We start from the raw sequence: 23,866 nt of genomic DNA on the forward strand, positions 1-23,866 counted from the left end.
AGCTCGTCGAGGAGACAGGAACTCTTACGAATCGGTCTCCTGAGAGTCAGGCGGAAGAATCCGTAGGCCCGCGGACACGTCCGAACGAGCGGCCCGACCAGACGATATAGAGGATCATCGCGGCAACGAGCAGGTGTACCGCCAACGCGACCGACCTCTGCGGCAGGTACGAGTACTCTTCGAGCAGCAGCCGAGTGTTCGCCAGCTGGTGAGTGGATTCGATGGTCAGCAGGTCTTCGCGCAGCGCCTCGGCCAGTGCGTATGAGGCGACCAGACCCATCAGGTTCATGGAAGCCGCGACCAGGTATACGACCGTGACCAGGACCTTCGTCGACATCGTAAGGGCCGACTTGCGAGACAGTAGCCAACCGACGACCGCGACGACCACCGCCAGATAGAAGTTCCAGTAGAAGTCGATCCTCCCTCGCGCGGCGAGGAGGAGTTCGGCCACCTCCTTCATGGAGGCTGCGTTGGACAACTCCATGACTTCCGAGCATACGGCTATACCGGCGGCCGCGGCGGCGCAGTTGACCTGCTGGACGAAAAGAGCGAGCCGGCCGCACGAGGCCGGCTCGCTACCTGCACTAACGCGTCAGGCTACCTGATGCCCCGTCCCCTGGGTGGCTCTAGGTCCAGGCCGATGATCACCGGATCGTGGTCGGACGAGCGGAACGGTGAGTCGTCGTAGAGCAACTCGACGTGCCGATCGGACTTGTAGTCGGCGTCGTAGTCGAGGACGCTCGGCTCCTCGGTGTTGATCCGCCACACCGCCGCGTCGGTCACCTGGTCTGCCAGGCCGGGAGTTGCCAGAGCGTGGTCGAGGGTGCCGCTCTCACCCGAGAACACGTAGGTGAACTCGTCGGGCTCGAGAAGGTCCTCGAAACCTGAGCTCACCAGCACCCGGATCGGATCCTCCATCGCGTACGAGTTGAGGTCACCCATGATCAGGACGTCCGGGTCCTCTGCTTCCTCCGCGAGCTGCTCGGCCCAGTCAGCCAGGGCTTCGGCCGCTGCGGTTCGTGTCTCGTTGCAGTTGCCCTGACCGTCGCCCGTGTCCGCGTCGCCCAGGTCGGCGCACGAGCTCCCCTTGCTCTTGAGGTGGTTGACGATCACCGTGAACCGGGCCCCGGAGTCCTCCGCGACGAACGTCTGCGCCAGCGCCGGGCGGTTCTTCGTGTCCACGAAGCGCGGGTCCACTTCGCTGGTGAGCACGCGATAGTGGCCAGCAGGGCTTACTTCTGCGGGTTGGTAGATGAGCGCGACCCTGATCTCGTCGGTTCCGATGACGCCCGTCTCGATGTAGTCGTACCTGTTCTGGCCGTCGAGCTCGTTGTTGAGCCTTCGGACGAGGTCGGCGAGAGCGCTCTGGGAGCCGGCGTCGTTCTCTATCTCGATGAGCCCCAGAACCTCGGCGTCGAGTGGCACGATCGCTGCGATCAGCTTGTCGAGTTGCCGCTCGAGTTCGAACTCGTTATCAGCGCCCCGGGGAGTGGGGAACCCGCCGCCGTGACCGTCACCGTTGAAGAAGTTGAGGACGTTGAAGCTGGCCACCTGCAGGTCGCCGCCAACGTCGGGGACCTGGTTCGGCCGGGGGTTGGCAGGAGTGAAATCGACCGCCTCGGTGGGGTGGATCCGGTAGGCGTCGGTTCCGTACCAACCCTCGCCGCTCCAGCTGTAGGTGATCACGCCTATTACCGAAGACGTCGTGTCGCCAACGCGCAGAGTGTCATGGGCCGTCAGTTCGTCGCCGGTCGCCGAGTAACGGATGGGATCCGGGTTCTGATCGAGAGAACCGTCGTCGAGGAGGATCGTCCTCCGTTCGAGCGACTCGCGGTGCTCCTCGTAGCCCGCCTCTGAGGGCAGGTTCGCCTGGGTGTACTGAACTAGCCGTTCGTCCGCCAGCATGACGAGGCCGCCTCGGCCGAGGTGGTAGACCTCCGTCGCCACCAGAGGTCCGCTCGCCGACTTCAACTCGACGAGCATCCCCTCGTAACGCTCCCAACCGCTGCCCTCCTGGAGCGGGAGGGTGACGACAGTGGCTTCCGCGGAAGCTTTGCCGCTGACTTCGACCATTTCTACATCGGTGAGCTCGGTAAGCCCGTGGTACTCGTCGACCCTTCCTCGGACCTCGACGAGGTCACCCACCTCGACGTCTGTGTCGTAGTGATAGACGAAGATACCGTCGGAAGTATCCTCGAGGCCGTCCCCTTCCAGGTCCTGAACGAAGAATCCGCCCAGGGAGCCGTACTCCTGGAAGTCGCCTGCCACGACTCCCTGGATCGTGACCTCGGACCCGTCCAATGGGCTCGACTCGCCCGCGCCTTGTATCTCGTAGATCGGTATTGTCCCCACGGGATCGGGTTCCGGTTGCGGTTCGGGCGACGCCGCACGATCAGCGGCAACGCATTTCTCTTCATGAGTACCCAGCCCGTCGAAGGTGTCGCGAGCGACGGCAGCCCACTGGAGTGCAGGATCGAAAGCTCCGTAAGCGTCCGTGTCCCCCACGCAGACGTTCGGGTTGCGACGTAGCGTCAACTCGGCTGTGCCGATCTGCTCGTTCCCCCAAACCTCGCCGGGGTCGACGCCGACCTGGCCGATCGCATCCGCAACCGCGTCGCCGCGTCGCAGGACGATCGCGTCGTCCCCATTGAACCAGCAGCAGCCTCCGGTCAGATCGGCCAGCGCGAGGATCTCCGGTCCAGCGTCGACTGTGGCTACGACGAAGGCGTCGCCAGCCGCGAGGACGCCCTTGAGGTCGACCGTGCGGCCCGGATCCGAATTGCCGTTGTAGTAGATCTCCACCCGGTATTCGGAGAGCGGCACATCGTCAAGCGTGCCGTTGTAGATCTCCAGGGCCTTGTTGTTGTCGCTTCCCTCGACGTACTCGCTGAAGTAGAGCTCGCTCGTTATGTGCGAGCTCTGTGTCGAGAAGGTAGCGGGTTCCGGAAGTTGCTGCCGTGAACAGCCAGCTAGAACCACCAGCAGGAAGCACCAAACGGATACTGCGAGTCGACGCACGAACACCTCTCTCGGACCCCCCATCGAAGGCCAATTTGGGTTTGGCCTACTTTACGATGGAGTGCAGCTCGATGAGTGAGAGATGAAGGCGCCGGCGAGCGCAGCCTGAGGGTGCTGCCTCTGGCCGGAAGCTCGGTGCGTACCGTACCTGGCGAAGCTCGTCGTTCGCGAACGCGTATCGCGATAGTGCGTCACTTGCCCACGTACTCCGCCAGATGCTCGCCGGTAAGGGTCGAGCGGGCTGCGACGAGATCCGCCGGGGTGCCCTCGAAAACGACCCGGCCCCCTTCGTGGCCGGCCCCGGGACCGAGGTCGATGAGCCAGTCGGCGTGCGCCATCACCGCCTGGTGGTGCTCGATGACGATCACCGACTTGCCCGAATCGACCAGCCTGTCGAGCATCTTCAGGAGCTGTTCCACATCGGCGAGGTGGAGTCCGGTGGTTGGTTCGTCGAGGATGTAGACCCCACCCTTCTCACCCAGGTGCGTCGCCAGCTTCAGTCGTTGCCTTTCGCCGCCCGAGAGGGTGGTGAGCGGCTGGCCCAGAGAGAGGTAACCGAGGCCAACGTCCACCAGCCGGTCGAGGATCTTCCTGGCGGCCGGCACCTTCGCTTCACCGGACGCGAAGAACTCCGCCGCTTCGACGATCGGCATCGCCAGCACCTCGCTGATGTCTCTGCCGCCCAGTTCGTACTCCAGCACCTCTGCCTGGAAGCGCTTCCCTTCGCACACTTCGCAGGTCACGGCGACCCCTGCCATCATCGCGAGGTCGGTGTAGATGACGCCGGCACCGTTGCAGTTGGGGCAGGCGCCCTCGGAGTTGGGACTGAAGAGCGACGCCTTGACACCGTTCGCCTTGGCGAACGCCTTGCGGATGTGGTCGAGGAGCCCGGTGTAGGTCGCGGGGTTGCTGCGGCGCGAGCCCTTTATCGCACCCTGGTCGATCGCTTCCACCCCGTCACGTCCCGCCACCGAGCCGTGGATCAGCGAACTCTTGCCCGAACCGGCCACGCCGGTCACGACCACGAGCACTCCCAGCGGGATATCGACGTCGACATCCTTGAGGTTGTGTGTCGTGGCCCCGCGTACCTGAAGCGCGCCCTTGGCCTTCCTCACCCCGGACTTCAGGGCAGCGCGGTCGTCGAGGTGGCGCCCGGTGAGCGTCCCGCTCTTTCGCAAGCCGTCCAGCGTTCCCTCGAACACCACTTCGCCGCCGGCGGCGCCGGCGCCAGGACCCAGATCGACGATGTGGTCGGCGATGGCGATGACTTCGGGCTTGTGCTCCACGACCAGGACCGTATTGCCCTTGTCGCGCAGCTGCAGCAGCAGCTCGTTCATCCGCTGGATGTCGTGCGGGTGCAGGCCCCCGGTGGGTTCGTCGAAGACGTAGGTAACGTCCGTCAGCGACGAGCCCAGGTGGCGGATCATCTTGGTGCGCTGCGCTTCGCCACCCGACAGGGTGCCCGACGGCCGGTCGAGGGAGAGGTAGCCCAGGCCGATCTGAACGAACGAGTCGAGGGTATCGCGGAGGCTCTCGAGCAGAGGGGCCACCGAGGGCTCCTTTAGCCCTCGCACCCACCGGGCAAGGTCGCTTATCTGCATCGCGCAGGCGTCGGCGATGCTGATGCCCTCGATCTTCGACGAGCGGGCCCCCTCGTTGAGTCGGGTGCCACCGCACTCCGGACAGGTCGTGAACTTCACGGCCCGCTCCACGAACTCGCGGATGTGGGGCTGCATCGCTTCCTTGTCCTTCGAGAGGAACGACTTCTGGATGCGCGGGATGAGACCCTCATAGGTGATGTTGATGTTGTTGATCTTCACCTTGACGGGTTCGCGATAGAGGAAGTCGTGCAGCTCCTTCTCGCTGTAGTCGCGGATCGGTTTGTCGGGGTCCAGGAACCCTGACTCGGTGAAGTAGCGAACCGACCAGCCCCCGGCCTTATAGCCGGGGATGGTGATGGCTCCTTCGTTGAGCGACTTGCTCTCGTCGAACAGCTGGGCGACGTCGATGTGGCTCACGGTCCCCATCCCTTCGCAACGGGGACACATGCCGCCGGTGACGGAGAAGCTGCGCGCCTCCACCTTCTTCCCGTCGGCGCGCTCGATCGTTACGGCCCCCTTCCCGCTCACCGAGGCGACGTTGAACGAGAACGCCTGCGGCGGGCCTATGTGCGGCCTACCGAGCCGGCTGAAGAGGATGCGAAGCAACGCGTTGGCGTCGGTCGCCGTGCCGACCGTGGACCTGGCGTTCGCGCCCATGCGCTCCTGGTCGACGATGATCGCGGTGGTGAGCCCTTCGAGCACATCGACATCGGGTCTGGCCAGTGCGGGCATGAACCCTTGGACGAAGGCGCTGTAGGTCTCGTTGATGAGGCGCTGCGACTCCGCGGCTATCGTGCCGAAGACGAGGGAGCTCTTCCCGGACCCGGAGACGCCGGTGAAGACGGTGAGCCGGCGCTTCGGGATCTCGAGGCTGACGTCCTTGAGGTTGTTCACCCGGGCCCCCTGGACCCGGATCAGGTCGTGGCTGTCGGCTGTGTGCTGTCGCTGCGCCGCCTGCTGCGGCTCCGTCTTCACGGCCATACGTGTCGCGCCTCCGATCGGCGGTCCTCTACCGGACCTGGTTTATGCGGATCAGATTGCCGGCCGGATCTCGCACGGCACAATCCCGGCGGCCGTAGGGTTGGTCGGTCGGCTCCTGGACGACCTCGGCTCCGCTCGCCTGAACCCGTTCGAAGGTGGCGTCGAGGTCCGGAGTGGCCAGGATGATGCTGGCGAAGGTGCCCTTGGCCATCATCTCCGCGATCGTCCGACGCTCCTCTTCGGTGATACCCGGGTTGGAAGCCGGCGGGTAGAGGACGATGGAGGTGCCGGGCTGTTCGGGAGGACCCACGGTGATCCAGTGCATGTCGCCGTACTCCACCTGGTTGCGGACCTCGAAGCCGAGGGTGTCGCGGTAGAAGGCGAGCGAGGCCTGCGGGTCGTCATGAGGGAGGAAAGTCTCGAATATGGTCACGTTTTTCATGGCGGTCACTCTAGCGCGGCTCGGTTTCCGTCGCTTCTCGATTCCTGATCGGCCGCGTTACCTGCTTCGCCACGCACGGCGCCAACCCTGCCGTGGCCAGCGCCTGCTCTTCACGGTATACGCTCGGAGGCACCCCCACGAGCTCGCTGAAACGTGTGCTGAAGGTGCCCAGCGACGAACAGCCTACTTCGAAGCAGGCTTCGGTGACGTTCAGGTCACCCCGCCGCAACAACGCCATCGCCCGCTCGATGCGCCGGGTCATCAGGTAGCTGTAAGGCGACTCTCCGAAGGCGATCTTGAACTGGCGGCTCAGGTGTCCGGCCGACATCCCGACGTCCCGCGCGAGGGCTTCGACGTCGAGCGGTTCCCGATACTCCCTGTCGATCCGGTCGCGTACCCGCCTCAGGCGCGCCAGGTCGCGCAGCCGTTTCGCTTCTGCCTCTCTGCCGCTCATCTGTGCCGATGGTGCCACGCGACCGGGTGGATGTCCAGCAGTGGGTTCGCTCCCTGTGGAGCTGGTCCGGCGCATCCGCCCAGGGCCCGGTGGGGGGGCCTTGTAAGATTTCCGTGAACTTTCTCGGCTTAAGCTCGAGCCGGGGTAGGTATCATCCCCCCGAAAAACGAAGACGCCCGTACCGTATCGGCCCTCGCCGAGCGGCGGGCTCGAACTTTTTTGGAGGGGCAAGCGGTGTGGAAGGGGCCGAAACCGTTAGATCCTGATGGACCGCGCCACTGACTCTACGATCTCGCTGCAGGCGGGCGAAGGGCCTCAGTACCGCACCGACCTGCTCTGGAACCTCAAGCGCCAGAGGAGCAAGGTGGTCCAGAAGTTCCTCTGGATACTGCTGGTCGTCGTGGCCGCCACCATGCTCGTGAACATCCTGCTGCTGGGCAGGGAGGCGTTCACGGTTCGAGGGCTGGTCCCCAACCTCTCCCTGCTCATCCTGCTCGGTGTGGCCATAGGACTGAACAGGCGCCACCACTTCAACGCGGCGTTGATCCTGATCATAGGAGTCATCCTGGTAGGCGCCTCCCTGCCGCTGTTCATGGTGGGCATACCGGGGAACGAGATAGCGCTCTTCCTCTTCTTCGTACCACTGGTCCTCGCCGCGCTGCTCCTGAATCGCTGGGCGCTCTACACCACGCTGACACTGACGCTGGCTGTCGTGCTGTTATCGTCACTGCTCTACGCCGCCGGCATGCTTGCGGGTGGGCCGGCAGAGGCCCGTGCCCCCTGGCTGCCGGCCGTGCAGTTCGCCATCGTCCTCTGCCTCGTCGCCTTCTTCCTCGACCGGTTCGGCGTGACGCTGCAGGAGGCGCTCCGGAACTCGGTCGAGCGTGAGGTGTCATTGCGGAACCTGACGGTTCGACACCGGCTCACCGACGAAGCTTTGGTGGAGGAGAAGCACTTCAACGAAGTGGTGATCGACAGCCTCCCGGGGATCTTCTTCGTGGCCGATGAGAGCGGTAATCTGCTCCGCTGGAATCGGAACTTCCAGGAGGTGACGGGCTACCGGCCCGGGGAGGTGGCGAAGGTGCGCGCGAGCGATCTCGCCGCCGGTAGCGACGGCGAGGTGATCGAACGGACGCTCCAGGCGGTGTTCGCCGACGGGCAGGCCAGCGCTCAGGCGAGCTTCGTGGACCGGCAAGGGGCGAGGGTGCCGTTCCTCCTGAGCGGTACCCGGATCGAGATGAGCGGCGCCGTCTTCGCCGTGGGCGTGGGCGTCGACCGGAGCGAGATCGATGAAGCCAGGAGCAGGATCCAGACCCTCAACGAGGAGCTGCAGGTGCGCCTCGAGCGGATCACCGCGCTGCACGAGATAGACAAGGCGATCACCGGCAGCCTCGATCTGGAGCTCACTCTCGATGTCGTGTTGCAGCAGGTGATGCGAATGCTTGCGGTGGACGCCTCCTGCATCCTGCTGTTCGAACCGAAGCGCCTGGAGTTGAGGTACGCCGCCAGCCGTGGTTTCCGTAGGAAGGGCTGGGAGAACCTGAGGTTGCGCCTGGGTGAGGGTCAGGCCGGAATCGTCGGTCTCGATCGGGAGCGCCGGTTCATCTCGGGCGCCGATCCGATGGCGGCGGCCTTCGGTACGGCCCGGCACATAGCCGGCGAGGAGTTCCATGCCTATGTGGCTGTGCCGCTCCTGGCCAAGGGTCACCTCAAGGGCGTGCTCGAGCTCTACCACCGCTCACCCTTGACGCCCGACGAGGACTGGTTCGACTTCCTCCACACGCTGGCAACCCAGGCCGCGATCGCCCTCGATGACGCCGTCATGTTTCAGGACCTCGAGAGGTCCAACCAGGAGCTGCGGCTCGCCTACGACACCACCATCGAGGGTTGGGCACGGGCGCTCGACCTGCGTGACGAGGAGACCGAGGGGCACAGCCGCCGCGTCACCGAGATGGCGCTGCGGCTGGCCCAGCGGATGGGGGTGCCGGACGACGAGCTGGTCCACATGCGCCGCGGGGCCCTGCTTCACGACATCGGCAAGATGGGCGTACCCGACGGGATACTCCTCAAGCCGGCCGAGCTGACCGTCGAGGAGCGCGAGATCATGAAGCGTCACACCACCTACGCCTTCGAGCTGCTCAGCCCGATAGCATTCCTGCGGCCGGTTCTCGACATCCCCTACTGCCACCACGAACGGTGGGACGGCAGCGGCTACCCGCGCGGCCTCTCGGGCTTCCAGATACCCCTGGCTGCCCGGATCTTCTCCGTCGTGGACGTTTTCGACGCCCTCACCAGCGACCGTCCTTACCGCTCCGCATGGAGCGAGGACGATGCTCTGGCTAACGTCGAAGAGCAGTCGGGGAGGCAGTTCGATCCGGAGGTGGTCGAGGCGTTCCTTTCGATGATCGCCGAGCGGCCTAGCGATGGCTGAAGGTTGTAGCGCCTTCGACCCGCCTGCCTAGGCCACCGCCTTCTCCGCCTCCTGGAACTGCGCCTGATAGAGGGCCGCGTAGGCTCCGCTCGCGGCGACCAACCGATCGTGGCTGCCTTGTTCGACGATCCGCCCCTCTTCCATGACCACGATCAGGTCGGCGTCACGGATGGTCGAGAGTCGGTGGGCGATGACGAAGCTCGTGCGTGTGCCCCTGAGAGCCGACATCGCATGCTGCACCAGCAGCTCCGTGCGGGTGTCGACCGAACTGGTGGCCTCATCGAGGATCAGAAGCGCCGGATTGGCGAGGAACGCACGGGCGATGGTGATGAGCTGCTTCTCGCCGGCGCTCACGCGGCCGCCCTCGTCGTCGATGACGGTGTCGTAGCCGTCAGGAAGGCTGTGCACGAAGCGGTCGACGAATGCGGCCTTGGCCGCCTCGACGATCTCGTCCTCGCTGGCTTCGGGCCGCCCGTAAGCGATGTTGTCGCGGATGGTGCCACGGAAGAGCCAGCTGTCCTGCAGCACCATACCGATCTTCGAACGCAACTCTTCGCGGCGCATGGTGGCGATGTCGATCCCGTCGAGGGTTATCCGCCCCGAATCGAGCTCGTAGAAGCGCATCAGCAGGTTGACCAGCGTGGTCTTGCCGGCGCCGGTCGGGCCGACGATGGCCACCGTCTGCCCCGGTTCGGCGACCAGGGAGAGGTCCTCGATCAGGGGCCGCTCCTCTTCGTAACGGAACGACACGTGCTCGAACGCCACCCGGCCGACAGTGGGCGCGTCGAGCGAGGGCAGATGTTCCTCGGGCGACTCCTCCTCTGCGTCGAGCAGTTCGAAGACCCGCTCGGCCGAGGCCACGCCCGACTGAAGCAGGTTGACCATGGCCGCGATCTGGGTGACCGGTTGGGTGAACTGGCGCGAGTACTGGATGAACGCCTGCACCTCGCCCAGGGTGATGGTGCCGTTCGCTACCCGCAAGCCGCCCATCACGGCTATGACGGCATAGTTTAGGTTACCGATGAACATCGTCAGCGGCATGATCAGTCCGGAGAGGAACTGCGCCCTGTAGCTGGCCTGGTATAGCTCGTCGTTCTCCCGTTCGAAGGCCTCCTGCACCTCGCGCTGGCGGCCGAACACCTTCACCAGAGCGTGGCCCGTGTACGCCTCCTCGACCTGTGAGTTGAGGGTGCCGGTGCTGCGCCACTGGGAGATGAACTGCTTGCCTGACCGGGTCATCACCAGCATCGCCACCACCATCGTCGCCGGGATGGTGGCGAGTGCGACCAGGGTGAGGGTCGGTGAGATCGAGAACATCATGACCAGCACGAAGACGACGGTGAGGGCAGAGGTGAGCATCTGGCTCATCGTCTGCTGCAGGCTCTGCGAGATGTTGTCGATGTCGTTGGTAACCCTGCTGAGCAGTTCGCCACGCGGTTGCCGGTCGAAGTAGCGCAGGGGCAGGTCGTTGAGTTTCTCCTCGACCGACTGGCGCAAGCGGTAGACGGTGCCTTGCACGACGTCGTTGAGCAAGTAGCCCTGGAGGAACTGAAGCAGGGATGCGCCCAGGTAGATGGCCAGGACGATCAGCAGGACCTGGCCGACTGCCGAGAAGTCGACTCCCACCCCTGGAGTGAAGTCGATGCCGGAGAGGAGACTGCCTATCTGATCCTGGCCCCGAGCCCTAGCGGCGGCTATCGCCTGCTCGCGGCTGATGCCGGCAGGCATCTGCTGGCCTACGATGCCCGCGAAGATCAGGTTCGTGGCGGTGCCGAGTACGCGCGGGCCCACCGACATCAGCGCCACGGCTATCACTCCGAACAGGATCACGAACGATACCTTCAGTCGCTCGGTGCGCAGGAGGCCAAGCAACCGCCTCAGGGAGGGACCGAAGTTCAGCGGTTTCTGCCCCACGGTAGCGCCGGGGCCGAACATGCCCGGGCTGCGGATGCGTTCTGTCTTCTCCATCGCCTTGGGGTTCTTGGGGTCCGCCTTGGGGCTCTTGGGGCCAGCCTTGGCGCTCTTGCGATCCGCTTTAGGGTTCTTCGGATCGCTCATGCCGCCACCTGTTTCTGCGACTCGGCGATCTCACGGTAGACCTCGTTGGTCCGCAGCAGCTCCTCATGCGTGCCGCTGCCCACGATGGCGCCATCCTCCAGAACCAGGATCCGCTGGGCGTTGACTATCGTCGCCACCCGCTGGGCAACGATGAGCACCGTTGCGTCTCGGGTTTCCGGGGCCAGAGCGCGGCGTAGTCGGGCGTCCGTGGCCACGTCGAGCGCCGAGAAGGAGTCGTCGAACAGGTAGATGGCGGGCTTCCGTACGAGCGCTCGGGCTATCGCCAGCCGCTGGCGCTGGCCGCCGGAGACGTTGGTCCCGCCCTGGGCGATGGGCGACTCGAGCCCTTCTGGCATCGCTGCGACGAACTCCTTCGCCTGGGCTATCTCGAGCGCCGTCCACATCTCCTCCTCGCTGGCATCGGGTTTCCCATAGCGGAGGTTGCTGGCTACCGTTCCCGAGAAGAGATAGGCCTTCTGTGGCACCAGACCGACCAGCGACCAGAGCGCCTCCGGGTCGTACTCCCGCACGTCCTGACCGTCGACCAGTACCCGACCCCGGGTGACGTCCATCAAGCGGGGTATGAGGTTGAGAAGGGTCGTCTTGCCGGCGCCCGTGGAGCCGATGATCGCTACCGTCTCGCCCGGACTCGCCTCGAAGCTGACGTTGGCAAGCACCGGCTTCGAGGCGCCCGGGTAGCTGAAGCTCACGTGCTCGAACTGGAGCAACCCCTTGCCGCGGCCAGCCCGGCCGGCCGGCGGCGGCACGACGCTCGGTTCGGTCTCGAGAACCTCGCCGATCCGCTCGGCGGAGACCGAAGCGCGCGGCAGCACCATGAAGAGCATGGTCGACATCATCACCGACATGAGGATCAGGATCAGATAGCTGATGTAGGCGGTCAGGGAGCCTATCTGCATGGCGCCACTCGCGATGCGGAGGCCGCCGAACCAGAGCACGGCGACGGTGGAGGCGTTGAGCACCAGCATCACCACGGGGAACATCGCTGCCATCCAGCGGCCCACATAGAGGGCGACATCGGTGAGCTCCTCGTTGGCCTTCTCGAAGCGAGCCTCTTCGTGCGGCTCGCGTACGAACGCCCGGATCACCCTGATGCCCGAAATCTGCTCGCGCATCACCTCGTTTATCCTGTCGATCCGCTTCTGCATGGCGCGAAAACCGGGCACCATGCGAACGGCGATGAACGCGATGGCACCCGCCAGGATCGGCACTGCCACGGCGACCAGCCAGGAGAGGCCGGCGTCCTCGCGGATGGCCATCGCTATCCCGCCGATCATCATGATGGGGGCCCGGACGAGCATGGTGAACACCATCAGCAACAACATCTGGACCTGCTGAACGTCGTTGGTGTTGCGGGTGATGAGCGAGGGCGGCCCGAAACCCGCCACCTCGCGGCTCGAGAAGTCGCTCACCCTGCTGAAGACCGCCGAACGGATGTCGCGCCCAACGGCCATCGCCGTGCGCGCACCGAAGAACACGGCGACGATGGTACAGACGATCTGCACCAGCGACACGACGAGCATCCAGCCGCCCTGCCGGAGGATGTAGGCGGTATCGCCCTGGACCACGCCCTTGTCGATGATGTCGGCGTTGATGCTGGGGAGGAGCAGCGCCCCTAGCGTCGCGACCAGCTGAAGCCCCACGATCAGCCAGATCAGTCGGGTGTATGGCTGGGCGTATTTGCGCAATATCCGAAGGAGCATCAGTTTTCCTCTGCGTTCCCGACGACGCCGCGCAGCACGATGTCGACGATCTCATCCAGTTCGAGTGGTGGGAGCGGGCCGATGGGCCGGCGGCTGGCGAAAAGCAGTGCGTAGAACGCAGATGCCGACTTTCGCGGCTCGGCGCGAAGAGTGGCCCGATGCGGCTCGAAGATCCGGGTTAGACCCTCGTGCGCCGCGGCGCTCCACTCGAGGACGAAGGCAGGTGGTCCCGAAGTGCGCTTCTTGCCCGGCCCAAGGGCGCGCAACACGCCGGCGAGGCTGGCGACCTCCTCCGATCTGGCGGTGATGACCCTGGCCGCTTCGAGCATCTGCGATTCGAGGCTGCTCGAGCTGTCGATGCGGCGCAGGCCCTCCTTCATCGGGGCCGGATCGAGACGGTATTCGATGGCGGCCAGTATCAGCGCCTGCTTGTCGGGGAAGACAGTGAATAGAGTTCCTTCCGCTACTCCTGCGGCGCGAGCGAGTTCGCGCGTTGAAACGGTCGCTCCCTCCTCGACGAGCAGCGGCAGAACGGCTTCGATGATGGCTTTTCGGCGCTCGTCGGGCGGCAGCGGTTCGGCGCGACTCTTCTTCGGCACCCCGGCAGTCTAAGTGAGTGAGCGCTCACTCGGAAGACGGTTGCGATACATTCGCTGCTCGTCGGCGTGCCGGCGGCTCTCTCGTCCTGGACTACTTCAGCTTCTTGCTCATGTCGATCTCGGCCGTTCCCCGCTCGAAGCCGAGCATCTCGTTGATGCTGAGCATCGGCCGGTTGCCCGACTCGTTGTCGGTCTTTATCCCTGGCGCGCCCACTTGCCGGGCGTACTCGATCCCGCGTAGCTTCAGCGCCAGCGCGATGCCGCGGCGCCGGTACTCCCGGCGCACGCCGGTGAGGCCGGTCTTCAGGTAGGCAGCCGCATGCGACTTCCACAGGGCCGAGGTGCCCGCGTATCGTCCGGTCTCGCTGTCTATCGCGATGAAGTACGCTTCCGGGATCCGGTTGATGCTCTTCCGGCGGTTCTCGACGAACCGTTCGAACGGCTCCGGCGTGAAGGGGTCCGGTACCGGTACGTCCATCGTGATCTCGTTCAGCATCTCGTACAGCTTCCGTTCGAAGTCGGCCTCACCGGCCAGGTCGGCCTCGCTCCTGATCACGATGCCGCCCGCCGCGACCTTCTCGATGACCCGCTCGTAAGGCGCGGGGTCGAACTTCTGCACGTCGAGGTACGACTCCCAGAAGCGCATCCGCTCCTCGAACCCGCGCTGCCTCAAGAACTTCAGACCGTCGGGCTGGTTCTCGTAGGCGACGTTGGTGAGGCGGATGGGGTCGTGCGGGGTGATCTCGGCGAGCGTCTTCTCGTAGAGGGCGCTCCCTATCCCCCTGCGGCGGAAGTCGGGGTGCACCGCCAGGCTGAAGTAGAGCTTCTGCGGGTGATACATGCCCGGCCAGTGGCCGTACCAGAGGTGGGCCGCGATCCTGCCATCCTCCAGTTCGGCGACGAAGTGCCGGTTGAGATACTTCGGATCGGGGTTGTTCGACTCGTCCCACGTCTTCAGCTCCTCCACGGTCACCGGCCGGTCGGGGTAGGAGGCGTTGTGCACCTCGGCCCGACCGGGATAGTCGCGGATACGGTCGAACTCTCGAACCGTGAATGGTAGCTGTCCGAAGAGAGCCATAAGGGACTCCGATTCTACTCGCCAGCGCTCCCCTCAGGTGGCGGACGGGACAGCGAGCGCGAGGCGCGCGGTCGGGCGATCGGAGGTCCTTGCGAACGAATGCGCGCGAATATGGGGGCCTCTCTGGGGAGAAAGCTGTTCCTAATCCCGGGCACCGTAGCCACCGGATCGAGCCGAAGCGTTCGTACTCGGCCTGGGAGCCTGCCTCGGTGGCCGACAGTGGTAGCATAGGTACAGACCTATGGAACCGAACTCGATCCTTTCATTCAGCACCGGCACTCGTAGCGGAGAGGTGCGAGTCGCTGCCCCATCCCCGGTCCTGGACCTGATCTTCTCCTGCTACTACCTGCGTGGCCTGACCACGCTGCGCCGAGAGCCGCTCGCCTGGGCGGAGGAGTTGCGGCGAACCGCACCGGAGCTCGCCACTGCCGCTGCTGACCTCGCCGGGGAGGGCGGAAGGGCTCGCTCCCTCTTCGCAGTGGCTCTGGAACTCGGCTTCGCGGCCGATGAGACGCCGCGTCGCTTCCTGAGCGCGTTGCCCGACCTTCCCCGTCTGCTCGAGGAGCTGGGCGCCGGCGACCACCCGCACCAGGACGACGACCCTCCCCCGTGGCAGGACGACCCGCCGGACGCGGCCTGGTCCGGGCGAGTTGCCGACCTGCTGGAGCGACTCTGGGCGGAGCTGCTGCCCACCTGGGAAGAGGGTGGACTGGCTGCAGCGCAGGCGGCGGCGCAGGAGGTGAACTCGGCGCTGGCAGAGCATGGAGACGTGCTGAAGGCGTTGCCTCGACACCACTTCTCCCAGTTCGAGGACATGAGCGGCAGCCTGCGAGACTCTTTCGCGAAGGGCCGGCTGCGCATAGTCCCGCTCGCTTTTGCGGAGGGTGGCGGCTTCCACCTGATAGGTGACAGGGTCACTGCCGTCGGGTTCGGGCTCCACGGCGAGCGGGTCCACGAGGTGATCGAAAGACGAGTGGCCGAAGCTGTTGTGGGCGCGAAGGCCTTGGCCGACCCGACTCGACTGATGCTGCTGAGCTTGATAGTCCGTTACCGAACTATGCCAATGACCGTCGGAGACCTGGCTAATCAGCTGTCCGTCACGCAACCCACGGTGTCTGGCCACCTCAAGCTCCTGCGGGAGGCGGGTCTGATCACTACCGATAAGAAGGGGAACAAGTCGTTCCCCAAGCCGGTAGAGGGAGCGGTTAAGAAGGTACTGGACACCCTTTCGGAGGCCCTGGTAGACGAAGTAAGCTGACTATTGGCAAGGACCTATTGACAAGTATCGGCAGCATCCGATAGAGTTGTTGCATAGGAGGTTGCCAATGTTAGTACATCCCGATGCTTACTTCTCCAACGCCCTCGTCGAACACCGCCGCACTATCGAATCGACGCGCCCTGCAAAGGGAGGCCGCGGCCTCGGCGGTGAACCGGTGTCCAGTCACTATCGGCAAGAGAGGTCCCGTCGCAAGGCGTTCCGCATCGCCCACACCTGAGCCGGGCCCCGATGAATCACGAACTGGTCCCCTGAAGCCGGAGGCGGAAACGACCTCCGGCGCTTCGTCTACGATTCGGGGGTGAGCACAGCGGTCCCTTCACCTGAACAGATCCTTGCTGCGCGCGCGGTTCGGCACCACCTGACTCCCTCCAGCCGAGGGAGCAGCGACTCCGACTACCTCGAGATCGTGGGACAACTTGGCCCGCTCAGGCCGCCCAGCTTCGAGTTCCCGGGCACGCCGGTCGTACTGTTCGACAGGCACGAAGACGCCGCAGGCTCCAGCGCTCAGGAGGTGGGCGAGCGGATCCGGCGCCAACGGCTGGTATTCAAGGGACGGTTCCAGGGCGGCAAGGTCGCCTACGTACGCACTTCCGATGTTCCCATCTATCTGGCGGCGTTCCGGCGCGAACGCCCGTTGACCGGCCCCGAACGCGTCGTCCTCGAAGTCCTCGAGAGCGAGGGCCCCCTCCACAAGAGCGATCTCGCCGAGGTGAGCGGGGTGCGCGGCAGGGAGCTTTCCGCTGCCCTTCAGAGGCTGCAGGAGGCGTTCCTGGTCTTCGAGCAACAGCTCGAGACGGAGTGGGACAACGCCTGGTTCTCGCTCGAGCGGGAGCAGCCCGAGTGGCTGGTCGCCGCTCCCGAGCAGGACCTGGCGCGGCTCGAAGTGCTCCGTCGGTTCAGCCGAGCACACGTGGCGACGAGCGCCCAGGAGGCGAAGGACTGGTCAGGTTTCCCCCTCCGTCAGGTGCGCGAGCTGCTGACCGAGCTGACCGAGTCGGGCGAGCTGACGCGGGTCGCTATCGACGGCTGGGGGGAGCGTTTCATGGCCAGCGACTGGGAGCCCGTGGAACCGGAAGCGAGCCTCGCGATCCTGGATCCGGGCGACCCGCTGGTAACGGCACAGGCGTCTGTCCTCAAACGGAAGTTCGATGGTTTGCCTGCGCTCAAGTATGTATACGTCGACGGTGATGTGGCGGGCATCGCCACCGGCAGGTGGGGAATCGGGCCGTTCGATGTCGACGATGTGGTCTTCATCGAGGAAACCTCATCCGAACGATCGAGAGACGACATCATCGCCAAGCTGCGCCGCCACTTCCCTTCACCCCGACACCGTATCGTTTCGTTCGGTGGCATTCCGCTGGACGGTAGATTGGTCTAGGTGGCCAGAAGACGGATCCGGACTCCAAAGGAAACGCGGCCGAAGCGCAGACCTGTCGAAAGGCACCTGCTGGGCACCATGTTCGACCCTACTCGTGCGGTTGAGCGGGTGCTCTCCACCGGCACCGTAGTGAGGCTGAGGGTGGAGGAGTTGGGCGAGGGGTGGGTGATGGTTCACGAGGCGCGCCGCAGAAGAGCTGGTGGCAACTGGATGCGCTGGCGTGAGGTCGAGGGAGAGCAACTCGCCGATGACCTGGGTATGGACAAGTGCTCCCCGGTCGAGGAGTGAACCCTAGTCGATAGCAGCTGCGGCTGCCTCGAGGCGGGGCACTCGGCCGTTCTCGATCTTCTGCCTGGAGGCTATCAGGTCCCGGGCGGCATCTACTTTGCCCCAGCTGTTCCAGAGGAGGGTCCCCTCCACCCTGCTGCCGTTCAGGTAGTAGATGATTCCCACCTCGTTCTCCTTCTCCCAGTCCGCGATCGCCGTGAGGCTCGAGTCCACCCGACCTACGCCCTCCCAACCCAGCTCGAAGAGATCCGAGTAGAAGAGGGGGAGGTGGCTGTAGGGCGCCAGCTTGCCGGCCATGGCCTGGCCCGCATGGAAGCCCATGGTGTTGGCGTTGTCTTCGTGCTCGAAGCGCACCTGCCTCTGCAGCACCTGATCGAAGATGCTGGCCGCGTCGCCGGCCGCGAAGATGTCGTCGTTGCCGGTCTGGAGGAACTGGTTAACGCTGATGCCGCCGTTGATCTCGAGTCCCGCCGCCTCTGCCAGCTCCGTATTCGGGATGATGCCCAGCCCGGCGATCACGACCTCGGCTTCGATGTCGTCTCCACCGGAGATCCTCACCCGGTACCCGGCACCCTGTTCTTCCACGCCGTCCACGAGAGTCGCAGGATGCAGGGCCACTCCCTTCTCCCGGTAGTAGCCGTTCACGTACTCGCCCAACTTCGTTGGCAACAGGCGCGCCAGCAGCGTCCTCTCGGGGAAGATCATCTCCACCTGGTGCCCGTTCATCGCCAGGGCCGCTGCGATCTCGGCCCCGATGTAACCGCCTCCGATCACTGCCACTCGGCGCGGCTCCTCGGTGAGGTCCCGTAGCCTCAGGTAGTCGGCCAGGTCGCGGAAGTAGATCACGCCATCGTCGCGACCGCGCAGGCGCCGGGGGACACCGCCGGTCGCGAGCAACAGCCTCCCGTAGCGGTAGCTCTCGCCCGCGTTGTCTTCGACGGTCTTGCGGAGTGGGTCGAGGCGAACGGCAGCTCGGCCCAAATGGGTCTCGACGCCCAACTCCTCGGTGTCACGCCAGATGCGCTCGAGCGATTCCCCCTTCCAGAGCGCCTTGGAGAGGGGCGGCTTGTCGTATGGAGGGAAGGTCTCCTTGCTCAGCAGACCGATGGTGCCGTTCTCGTCGAGCTCTCTTATGCCTCGAACGGCGGCGTCCGCGGTCATCCCACCCCCGACGATCAGGTAGTCGTATTCAGGCATGCCCGTCTCCTTTCCGCGCCCTGGCGAACGAATGAGAAACTTATGCAAGGAATATATGGCCAAAGTATGCGTTGGTCAAGCTCAGGGTTAGCGGCGTTGCAGGGTCAGTCCGCTTCAGAGGTCGGCCGGAGTGTCGAGGAATTCCAGCCGGTTGCCGAACGGATCGTGCGTGTAGAAGCGGGTCTCGCCTGGCAGATTCGCGTCCCACTCGAGTTGGAAGCCGCTGTCCAGTAGCCGCCGCGAGAGCTCCTCGAGGTCGCCGCAGCGGATGGCTGGGTGCGCCTTGCGGGCAGGACGGAAACCCTCCTCTACCCCCAGGTGCAGCTGTTGCGCGCCAAGACTGAACCAGACCCCGCCCCTGCTGCGCAACTGCTCGGGCTTGACCAACTCTTCCAGCCCTACCAGGTCCCGGTAGAAGGCCCTCGCCTGTTCCTCGCGGCCGGCGGGCATGGCCAGTTGGACGTGGTCCAGGGAGTAGCCCATCGGCCAAAGCTACAACAGGAGAGGTTGAGCCGTTCGGTTTCGAGGCTCCGAGCGGCCGATCTAGTAACATTCCGGCTAGGGACACCTGAGGAGGCCCCCCTTATGACCGCGAACTCGTCGATCCCCGAGATGCTGAACCAGAGCAGGACGGTTCTCACCAGTCCCAGCGTCGCCAACTTCGAGCGCTTCGAGGGGCGAGGCAACCTGGCCGACGCGCTCATCTATATGACGATCGCCGCAGCCATCACCGGCGTATTTGGCCTGACCGAGGGCGTAGGCGGCTTCCTGCGCAACATCATCAGCGCGCTTCTAGGCTTCCTGATCTTCACCTACCTGGTCCACTGGATAGGTAGTCGGCGCGGCGGCAGCGGGACGCTCGACGAGGTCGCCTACTCGTTCGCTCTCTTCTGGGCACCACTGACGGTGCTGGTGGGCGTGGTGAGCCTGATCCTCGCCATCACCGTCGTCGGCATCGTCCTCATCCCGCTCGTTCTGCTCGCTGCTTTCGTGGTGAACGTGTTCTTCGCCTACCTGGCGGTCCAGTCGAGCATGAATCTCCAAGGCGGAGGACCCACTTGGACGGTGCTGATCCTAGCTGCCCTGGCTTCGTTCGTCCTGAACCTGATAATCGCCGCCATCCTGAACTAGGGCCTCGAGCGGACGCGGCCGAGCTTGGCCCGCTGCTCCTCGGATAGATACTTGCTGGCCTCGCGGAAGGTCAGGCCGGAGATGCGCTCGACCCGCGCGAGCAGCCAGTCGAACACCTCCTCCGGCCGCTTCTTCGAGTACTCTCGCAGGACCCAGCCGATAGCCTTGCGGATGAAGAACTCTCGCTCCTCCAGCATCCGATCGGCGTAGCCCGAGAAGGGCCCGAATGGGCCGCTATCCCCCCTGCGGAGCGGAAGCAGGAAGGAGAGCAGCACGGTGCGCCGGAGCCAGAAGTCGTCGTCCTCTGCCCAGCTGTCGAGCACCCTCACCAAGCCCCCGTTGCGGCGCGCGAGAGGGCCAACGACCTTCACCGCGAGCGTGTCGACCAGCGCCCAGGTGCGAGCTTCGCGAAGCATCCTTTCGAGCAGTGGGACGTCGGCGGCTGCCAGCAACTTCTCGCGGTAACAGAGGAGCTCGACCGCCGCCATCCGCAGTTCGTGTACCGGACGCTCCCACAGAGCCAGCACCAGGACCAGGAGCTGATCGCGGTCGAGCTCCGGCAGCTCCTTCACTACCCCCTTGGCGACCTTGCCGATAGCCGGTACCGAAGCGCCGTAATGCTCCAGGGAGCTCTTCAGGTAACGCTTCTCGCTAGCGGCCCGCTCGGAGGTACCGGCGTCCCGTAGCGATCCGGCGATCCGGTCTACCAGCTTGCCGACCTCGGCGGTGCTCACGCCTGAGTCTACGCCCGTTCCCCTGCACGAACAGAAGCCGGAGGGTCTGATATGTCCCTCCGGCTCCAGTTGGTGTCGTTCGCTCAGCGCAGCTCTCGCACGGCCTCGGGTGTTACCAGCGGTGCGTCGTTTCCCCAGCTGCTCCGCTCGTGACTTATGACGGCGGCGATCTGCTCGTCGCTCAGTTGCCCGCCGAAGGCCGGCATGGGCGACGCGTAGGCGACGCCGTCGATAGTCTTGCCCTGAAGACCGTTCAGCACGATGCTTATGTGCTCGGTCGGGTCGCTGGCCGTGACCACCGGGTCGCCCGCCATGGGCGGGAAGACGCCGGGCAAGCCCTTGCCGTTCGACTGGTGGCAGGCCGAGCAGTAGGAACCGTAGACGCTGGCGCCCAGTTCGGAGTCGAACGCAATCGGGGTCGCTGCCCCTGCCGCGTCGGCTGCCGGAGGAGGCTCCTCGGCGAGGGCTCGGCCCTCGTTCTGCGCTACCGATTCGGCGACGGCGGCTTCGACGGGCTTCGCCTGGGTCCCGGTAGCATCCGCCTGGCCCTCCGGGGCGCCGGCAGGTTGCGGGGTCACCGCACTGCTGGCAGCAACCGTCCCATAGGTGGGTGTGCTTGCGAAGCTGGTCGGCGGCTTCCACTGCCGAACTCCGTAGAATCCGGAGAAGGCCACGAAGACGATCAGAAGCACCCAGGCCCAGGTGGGTGCGGGAGCGGGAGTCTCTGCCCTGGAGGGTTCCCAGTTCTGCTCGACGGCGCCACCGTACGAGTTGACCAGCACGGGGATCGAACCCTCCAGTACGTCGTTGTCGCGAATGCCGCTGATGGCGATACCGGGCCCGTTGCGAACCGTGAAGGGGATCTCGCGGACTCCCTTCGTGCCGGTCGAGTCGTACGCCTCCACTCGGAGAAGGTGGGGACCGTCCTGCATCTGCGAGGTATCTAGTTCGAAACGCAGCGGCGGTCGGTAGCTGACCAGGGGTTCCTTGTCTCCGTCGAGGTAGATGTCGATCCGGTCGCGGTCTTCGCCCTCGGCTTCTCTTCTCTCCTCAGCCATCGCCGTTCAACCCTCTTCCCGGAGGATCCGCCGCTTGATGTGTTCGGAGCTGCGTTCCCTCGGCGTGACGAAGAACTTCAGCGCGTAGACGACCACCAGCAGGACGACCAGCGTTCCCAGGCTGGTGATCGCGAAGTCGAGCGGCTTGGCGGTCGGGGCGCCGTGACCCTGGGTGGAGGTCGAGAAGTCGGCGGCCTGGGCGGCGAGCATGAGCAGGAGATCGGCTCCGGCCATCACCGTACCTCCCCGTGGGTGGCGCCCTTTAGGGGCACCTGTTCGAGTGAGAGGAGGTAGGCGACGAGGGCCCTTGCTTCGTCCGTGGCGACGATCTTGCTGCCTGCGGGTACCCTCTCTGCTGGAACCGGGACCACCCCGTCATCTGCCGTGGCTTCCTCCACCACTTCGAACAGCCACGGGTAGGCTGGCATCACCGACTCGGGGACGACTATCCGCGGGTTGTACAGGTGCAGGTACTGCCAGGTCTCGCTCGGCTGACGGGCGCCCACGTTACTTAGGTCGGGACCGGTGCGGGAGCTGCCGAGTACCGCCGGGGCGTACGGTCTCAGTGCGCCGGCCGGAGCCACATCGGCGTAGTCGCCCGGGGCAGAGGGGCGGCCCCATTGGGCGTCCATCGCGATCGGACGTACCTGCTGGGTGTGGCACGCCACGCAGCCTTCGGACACGTAGACCGCCAGGCCCTCCCGCTCGAGTTCGGTCATGGGCGTGGCCCCTGGGAGCGGATGGGTGTTGTTCTGGACCCAGACCGCCGGGCCGATGGCGATCACGGAGGCGAGGGTGACGAAGCCGAAGAGGATGACGGAGAAGAGGAGGATGTGGTTCTTGTGGAAGTTCATGCTGGCACTTCCGCTCCCGTCGCTGACGCCGATGGCGCCGGGGAAGTGTCCCTGGCGGGGCGCATCGACCAGAGGTTGAAGGCGAACACCAGGTGCGATATGAACATCAGGCTCCCGCCCACGGCGCGCCACAGCCAGAAGGGGACCATTAGCTGGACCGACTCTATGAAGGGCGCCTCCGCGATCCAGCTGAGGCCCTGCATGGTGCCGCCGATCATGAGCGCCACGCTGTAGAGCATCAGGCCCACGAGCGCGAACCAAAAGTGGACGCCAACGAGCAGTTGCGGCGGTTCACGTCCGGTCAGTCGCGGAAGCAGCCCGTAGACGCCACCCCAGATGAGGAAGACCACGAAGCCGTACATGGTGAGGTGAGAGTGGGCGACGGTGAAGTTGGTGAAGTGCCAGACGTGGTTGAGCGAGCGGATCGCTTCGAGCGAACCCTGGAACGACCAGAGGAAGTAGGCCAGAACCCCGGCCAGGATGAACGGCAGGCTGTAGCTGCGGGCGATGGTGCGGCCACTGCCCTTCATCGTCAGCAGGAAGTTGCCGGTCCCGGCCGCCAAAGTCACGACCATACCGATGCTGAAGATGATGGCTACCGTCTGCAGCCACCAGGGGACCGGGGCGAAGATGAAGTGGTGGGCGCCGATCATCGTGTAGAAGAGCATCTGGGTCCAGAACGCCAGCACCCCCAACGAGTAGGAGTAGATCGGCTTGTTCAGGAGCTTGGGTAGGAAGTAGTAGGTTAGTCCCAGGACCATCGGCGTGAACCACATCCCCACGCCCATGTGCATGTAGAAGCCCTGGATAACGGTCTCGCTTATGGCGTTCTGCTGATAGAAGGGCAGGTAGGCGATCACCAGGAGGGCGATCGTCCAGAGGAACGCGGCGATGATGTACCAGTTGGAGATGTAGATCTCCTCTACGCCGCGGTCGGCGATGGTGCGGATCAGGTTGTAGGCGGTGAGAATAGCGCCGACCGCGAATATCGCCTGCACTGGCCAGATGTACTCGCGGTACTCCTGGCCGCCGTTGTTGATGCCGGCCATGAGGCAGATGTCGCCTGCCAGGACGGCGATGTTGATGAGTGCCAAGCTCACCCAGGCGAGCCTGTAGCTGAAGAGCCGCCTCTGGCTCGTTCTGGGTACTACGTAGAGCGCCAACGCGATCATCGCCAGCGTCGACCAGCCCCAGAAGACGGTATTCGTGTGGACGGGCCGCAACCGACCGTAGGAGAGCCACGGGATGTGGTCGATGTCGGGGCTGGAGAACTTTATGCCCAGGTATTCGCCCACGAGCGTCCCCACTACGAGCCAGAGTGTCGCGAACGCCAGGTAGGTGAAGATCAGTCTCGTCGAGGCGGTATCGCGGTCGGGAGCGCCGGTGACACGTGCCTTGGGCACCGCCAGTGGACGGATGTTCGAGATGGTGGGGGCCAATCCGGCCATCAGGCGAGCCTCGCAGTGGAGCCGGGGCAGCCGGGCCGGGTGGATATGGAATTCATTCGTCCTCCTGATACTCAGACAACTACGTCTGAATATAAGAGTCGGACCCCTTCCGAGCT

The 23,866-nt window shown here is 64.9% G+C and carries 21 protein-coding genes; 5 read left to right on the forward strand and 16 right to left on the reverse strand.

Going from position 1 to position 23,866, the window contains the following annotated elements:
- Positions 1 to 46: 46 nt before the first annotated feature.
- From VF168_12470 to VF168_12490, 5 genes are all read right to left on the reverse strand, one after another.
- The gene (locus VF168_12470; GenBank protein HEX7004991.1) at positions 47 to 484 is read right to left on the reverse strand and encodes a hypothetical protein; all 438 of its coding nucleotides are present in this window, start codon (positions 482 to 484) and stop codon (positions 47 to 49) included.
- A gap of 113 nt (positions 485 to 597) precedes the next feature.
- Positions 598 to 3,018, reverse strand: a complete 2,421-nt coding sequence (locus VF168_12475) for an ExeM/NucH family extracellular endonuclease (GenBank protein HEX7004992.1) — start codon at positions 3,016 to 3,018, stop codon at positions 598 to 600.
- 191 nt (positions 3,019 to 3,209) lie between these two features.
- Positions 3,210 to 5,600: an excinuclease ABC subunit UvrA gene (locus VF168_12480; GenBank protein ID HEX7004993.1), complete on the reverse strand. Its 2,391-nt coding sequence runs from the start codon at positions 5,598 to 5,600 to the stop codon at positions 3,210 to 3,212.
- 28 nt (positions 5,601 to 5,628) lie between these two features.
- Positions 5,629 to 6,042: a VOC family protein gene (locus VF168_12485; GenBank protein HEX7004994.1), complete on the reverse strand. Its 414-nt coding sequence runs from the start codon at positions 6,040 to 6,042 to the stop codon at positions 5,629 to 5,631.
- Between the two features lie 10 nt (positions 6,043 to 6,052).
- On the reverse strand, positions 6,053 to 6,496 hold the full coding sequence (locus VF168_12490; protein ID HEX7004995.1) for a helix-turn-helix transcriptional regulator: 444 nt from the start codon (positions 6,494 to 6,496) through the stop codon (positions 6,053 to 6,055).
- Between the two features lie 265 nt (positions 6,497 to 6,761).
- Between VF168_12490 and VF168_12495 the strand changes: the two genes are divergently transcribed.
- The gene (locus VF168_12495) at positions 6,762 to 8,927 is read left to right on the forward strand and encodes an HD domain-containing phosphohydrolase (protein HEX7004996.1); all 2,166 of its coding nucleotides are present in this window, start codon (positions 6,762 to 6,764) and stop codon (positions 8,925 to 8,927) included.
- A gap of 27 nt (positions 8,928 to 8,954) precedes the next feature.
- Here VF168_12495 and VF168_12500 read toward each other — a convergent pair whose 3' ends face one another.
- The 4 genes from VF168_12500 to VF168_12515 form a co-directional block, all read right to left on the reverse strand.
- Entirely contained in the window at positions 8,955 to 10,985 is a 2,031-nt protein-coding gene (locus VF168_12500) for an ABC transporter ATP-binding protein (GenBank protein HEX7004997.1), read from the reverse strand.
- A complete protein-coding gene (locus VF168_12505; protein ID HEX7004998.1) occupies positions 10,982 to 12,706 on the reverse strand; it encodes an ABC transporter ATP-binding protein in 1,725 nt (574 codons plus the stop codon). Before VF168_12505 ends, VF168_12500 begins: the two co-directional genes overlap by 4 nt.
- Entirely contained in the window at positions 12,706 to 13,305 is a 600-nt protein-coding gene (locus VF168_12510) for a TetR/AcrR family transcriptional regulator (GenBank protein ID HEX7004999.1), read from the reverse strand. The genes VF168_12505 and VF168_12510 overlap by 1 nt, the downstream gene beginning before the upstream one ends.
- Positions 13,306 to 13,396: 91 nt before the next feature.
- On the reverse strand, positions 13,397 to 14,383 hold the full coding sequence (locus VF168_12515; GenBank protein HEX7005000.1) for a GNAT family N-acetyltransferase: 987 nt from the start codon (positions 14,381 to 14,383) through the stop codon (positions 13,397 to 13,399).
- A gap of 241 nt (positions 14,384 to 14,624) precedes the next feature.
- Here VF168_12515 and VF168_12520 point away from each other — a divergent pair, with 241 nt between their 5' ends.
- The 3 genes from VF168_12520 (at position 14,625) to VF168_12530 (ending at position 17,328) form a co-directional block, all read left to right on the forward strand.
- Positions 14,625 to 15,641: a metalloregulator ArsR/SmtB family transcription factor gene (locus VF168_12520; protein ID HEX7005001.1), complete on the forward strand. Its 1,017-nt coding sequence runs from the start codon at positions 14,625 to 14,627 to the stop codon at positions 15,639 to 15,641.
- A gap of 319 nt (positions 15,642 to 15,960) precedes the next feature.
- Positions 15,961 to 17,040, forward strand: a complete 1,080-nt coding sequence (locus VF168_12525) for a crosslink repair DNA glycosylase YcaQ family protein (GenBank protein ID HEX7005002.1) — start codon at positions 15,961 to 15,963, stop codon at positions 17,038 to 17,040.
- Positions 17,041 to 17,328, forward strand: a complete 288-nt coding sequence (locus tag VF168_12530) for a hypothetical protein (GenBank protein HEX7005003.1) — start codon at positions 17,041 to 17,043, stop codon at positions 17,326 to 17,328.
- A gap of 3 nt (positions 17,329 to 17,331) precedes the next feature.
- Here VF168_12530 and VF168_12535 read toward each other — a convergent pair whose 3' ends face one another.
- Positions 17,332 to 18,525 (reverse strand): FAD-dependent oxidoreductase, encoded by a 1,194-nt coding sequence (locus tag VF168_12535; GenBank protein ID HEX7005004.1) that lies wholly within the window; start codon positions 18,523 to 18,525, stop codon positions 17,332 to 17,334.
- Between the two features lie 114 nt (positions 18,526 to 18,639).
- Positions 18,640 to 19,008 (reverse strand): VOC family protein, encoded by a 369-nt coding sequence (locus VF168_12540; protein ID HEX7005005.1) that lies wholly within the window; start codon positions 19,006 to 19,008, stop codon positions 18,640 to 18,642.
- Positions 19,009 to 19,110: 102 nt separating this feature from the next.
- On the opposite strand from VF168_12540, the gene VF168_12545 reads away from it, so the two are divergent.
- Positions 19,111 to 19,656 (forward strand): YIP1 family protein, encoded by a 546-nt coding sequence (locus VF168_12545; GenBank protein ID HEX7005006.1) that lies wholly within the window; start codon positions 19,111 to 19,113, stop codon positions 19,654 to 19,656.
- Here VF168_12545 and VF168_12550 read toward each other — a convergent pair.
- From VF168_12550 to VF168_12570, 5 genes are all read right to left on the reverse strand, one after another.
- Positions 19,653 to 20,390, reverse strand: a complete 738-nt coding sequence (locus VF168_12550) for a DNA alkylation repair protein (GenBank protein HEX7005007.1) — start codon at positions 20,388 to 20,390, stop codon at positions 19,653 to 19,655. The two genes, VF168_12545 and VF168_12550, sit on opposite strands and share 4 nt — an antisense overlap.
- 83 nt (positions 20,391 to 20,473) lie before the next feature.
- A complete protein-coding gene (locus tag VF168_12555; GenBank protein HEX7005008.1) occupies positions 20,474 to 21,448 on the reverse strand; it encodes a cytochrome c in 975 nt (324 codons plus the stop codon).
- A gap of 6 nt (positions 21,449 to 21,454) precedes the next feature.
- Positions 21,455 to 21,682, reverse strand: coding sequence for a hypothetical protein (locus tag VF168_12560; protein ID HEX7005009.1), 228 nt, complete (start codon positions 21,680 to 21,682; stop codon positions 21,455 to 21,457).
- Entirely contained in the window at positions 21,682 to 22,302 is a 621-nt protein-coding gene (locus VF168_12565) for a cbb3-type cytochrome c oxidase subunit II (protein ID HEX7005010.1), read from the reverse strand. Before VF168_12565 ends, VF168_12560 begins: the two co-directional genes overlap by 1 nt.
- Entirely contained in the window at positions 22,299 to 23,750 is a 1,452-nt protein-coding gene (locus VF168_12570) for a cbb3-type cytochrome c oxidase subunit I (protein HEX7005011.1), read from the reverse strand. Before VF168_12570 ends, VF168_12565 begins: the two co-directional genes overlap by 4 nt.
- Positions 23,751 to 23,866 lie beyond the last annotated feature (116 nt).

The organism is Trueperaceae bacterium (assembly GCA_036381595.1).
GTDB lineage: Bacteria > Deinococcota > Deinococci > Deinococcales > Trueperaceae > DASVCN01.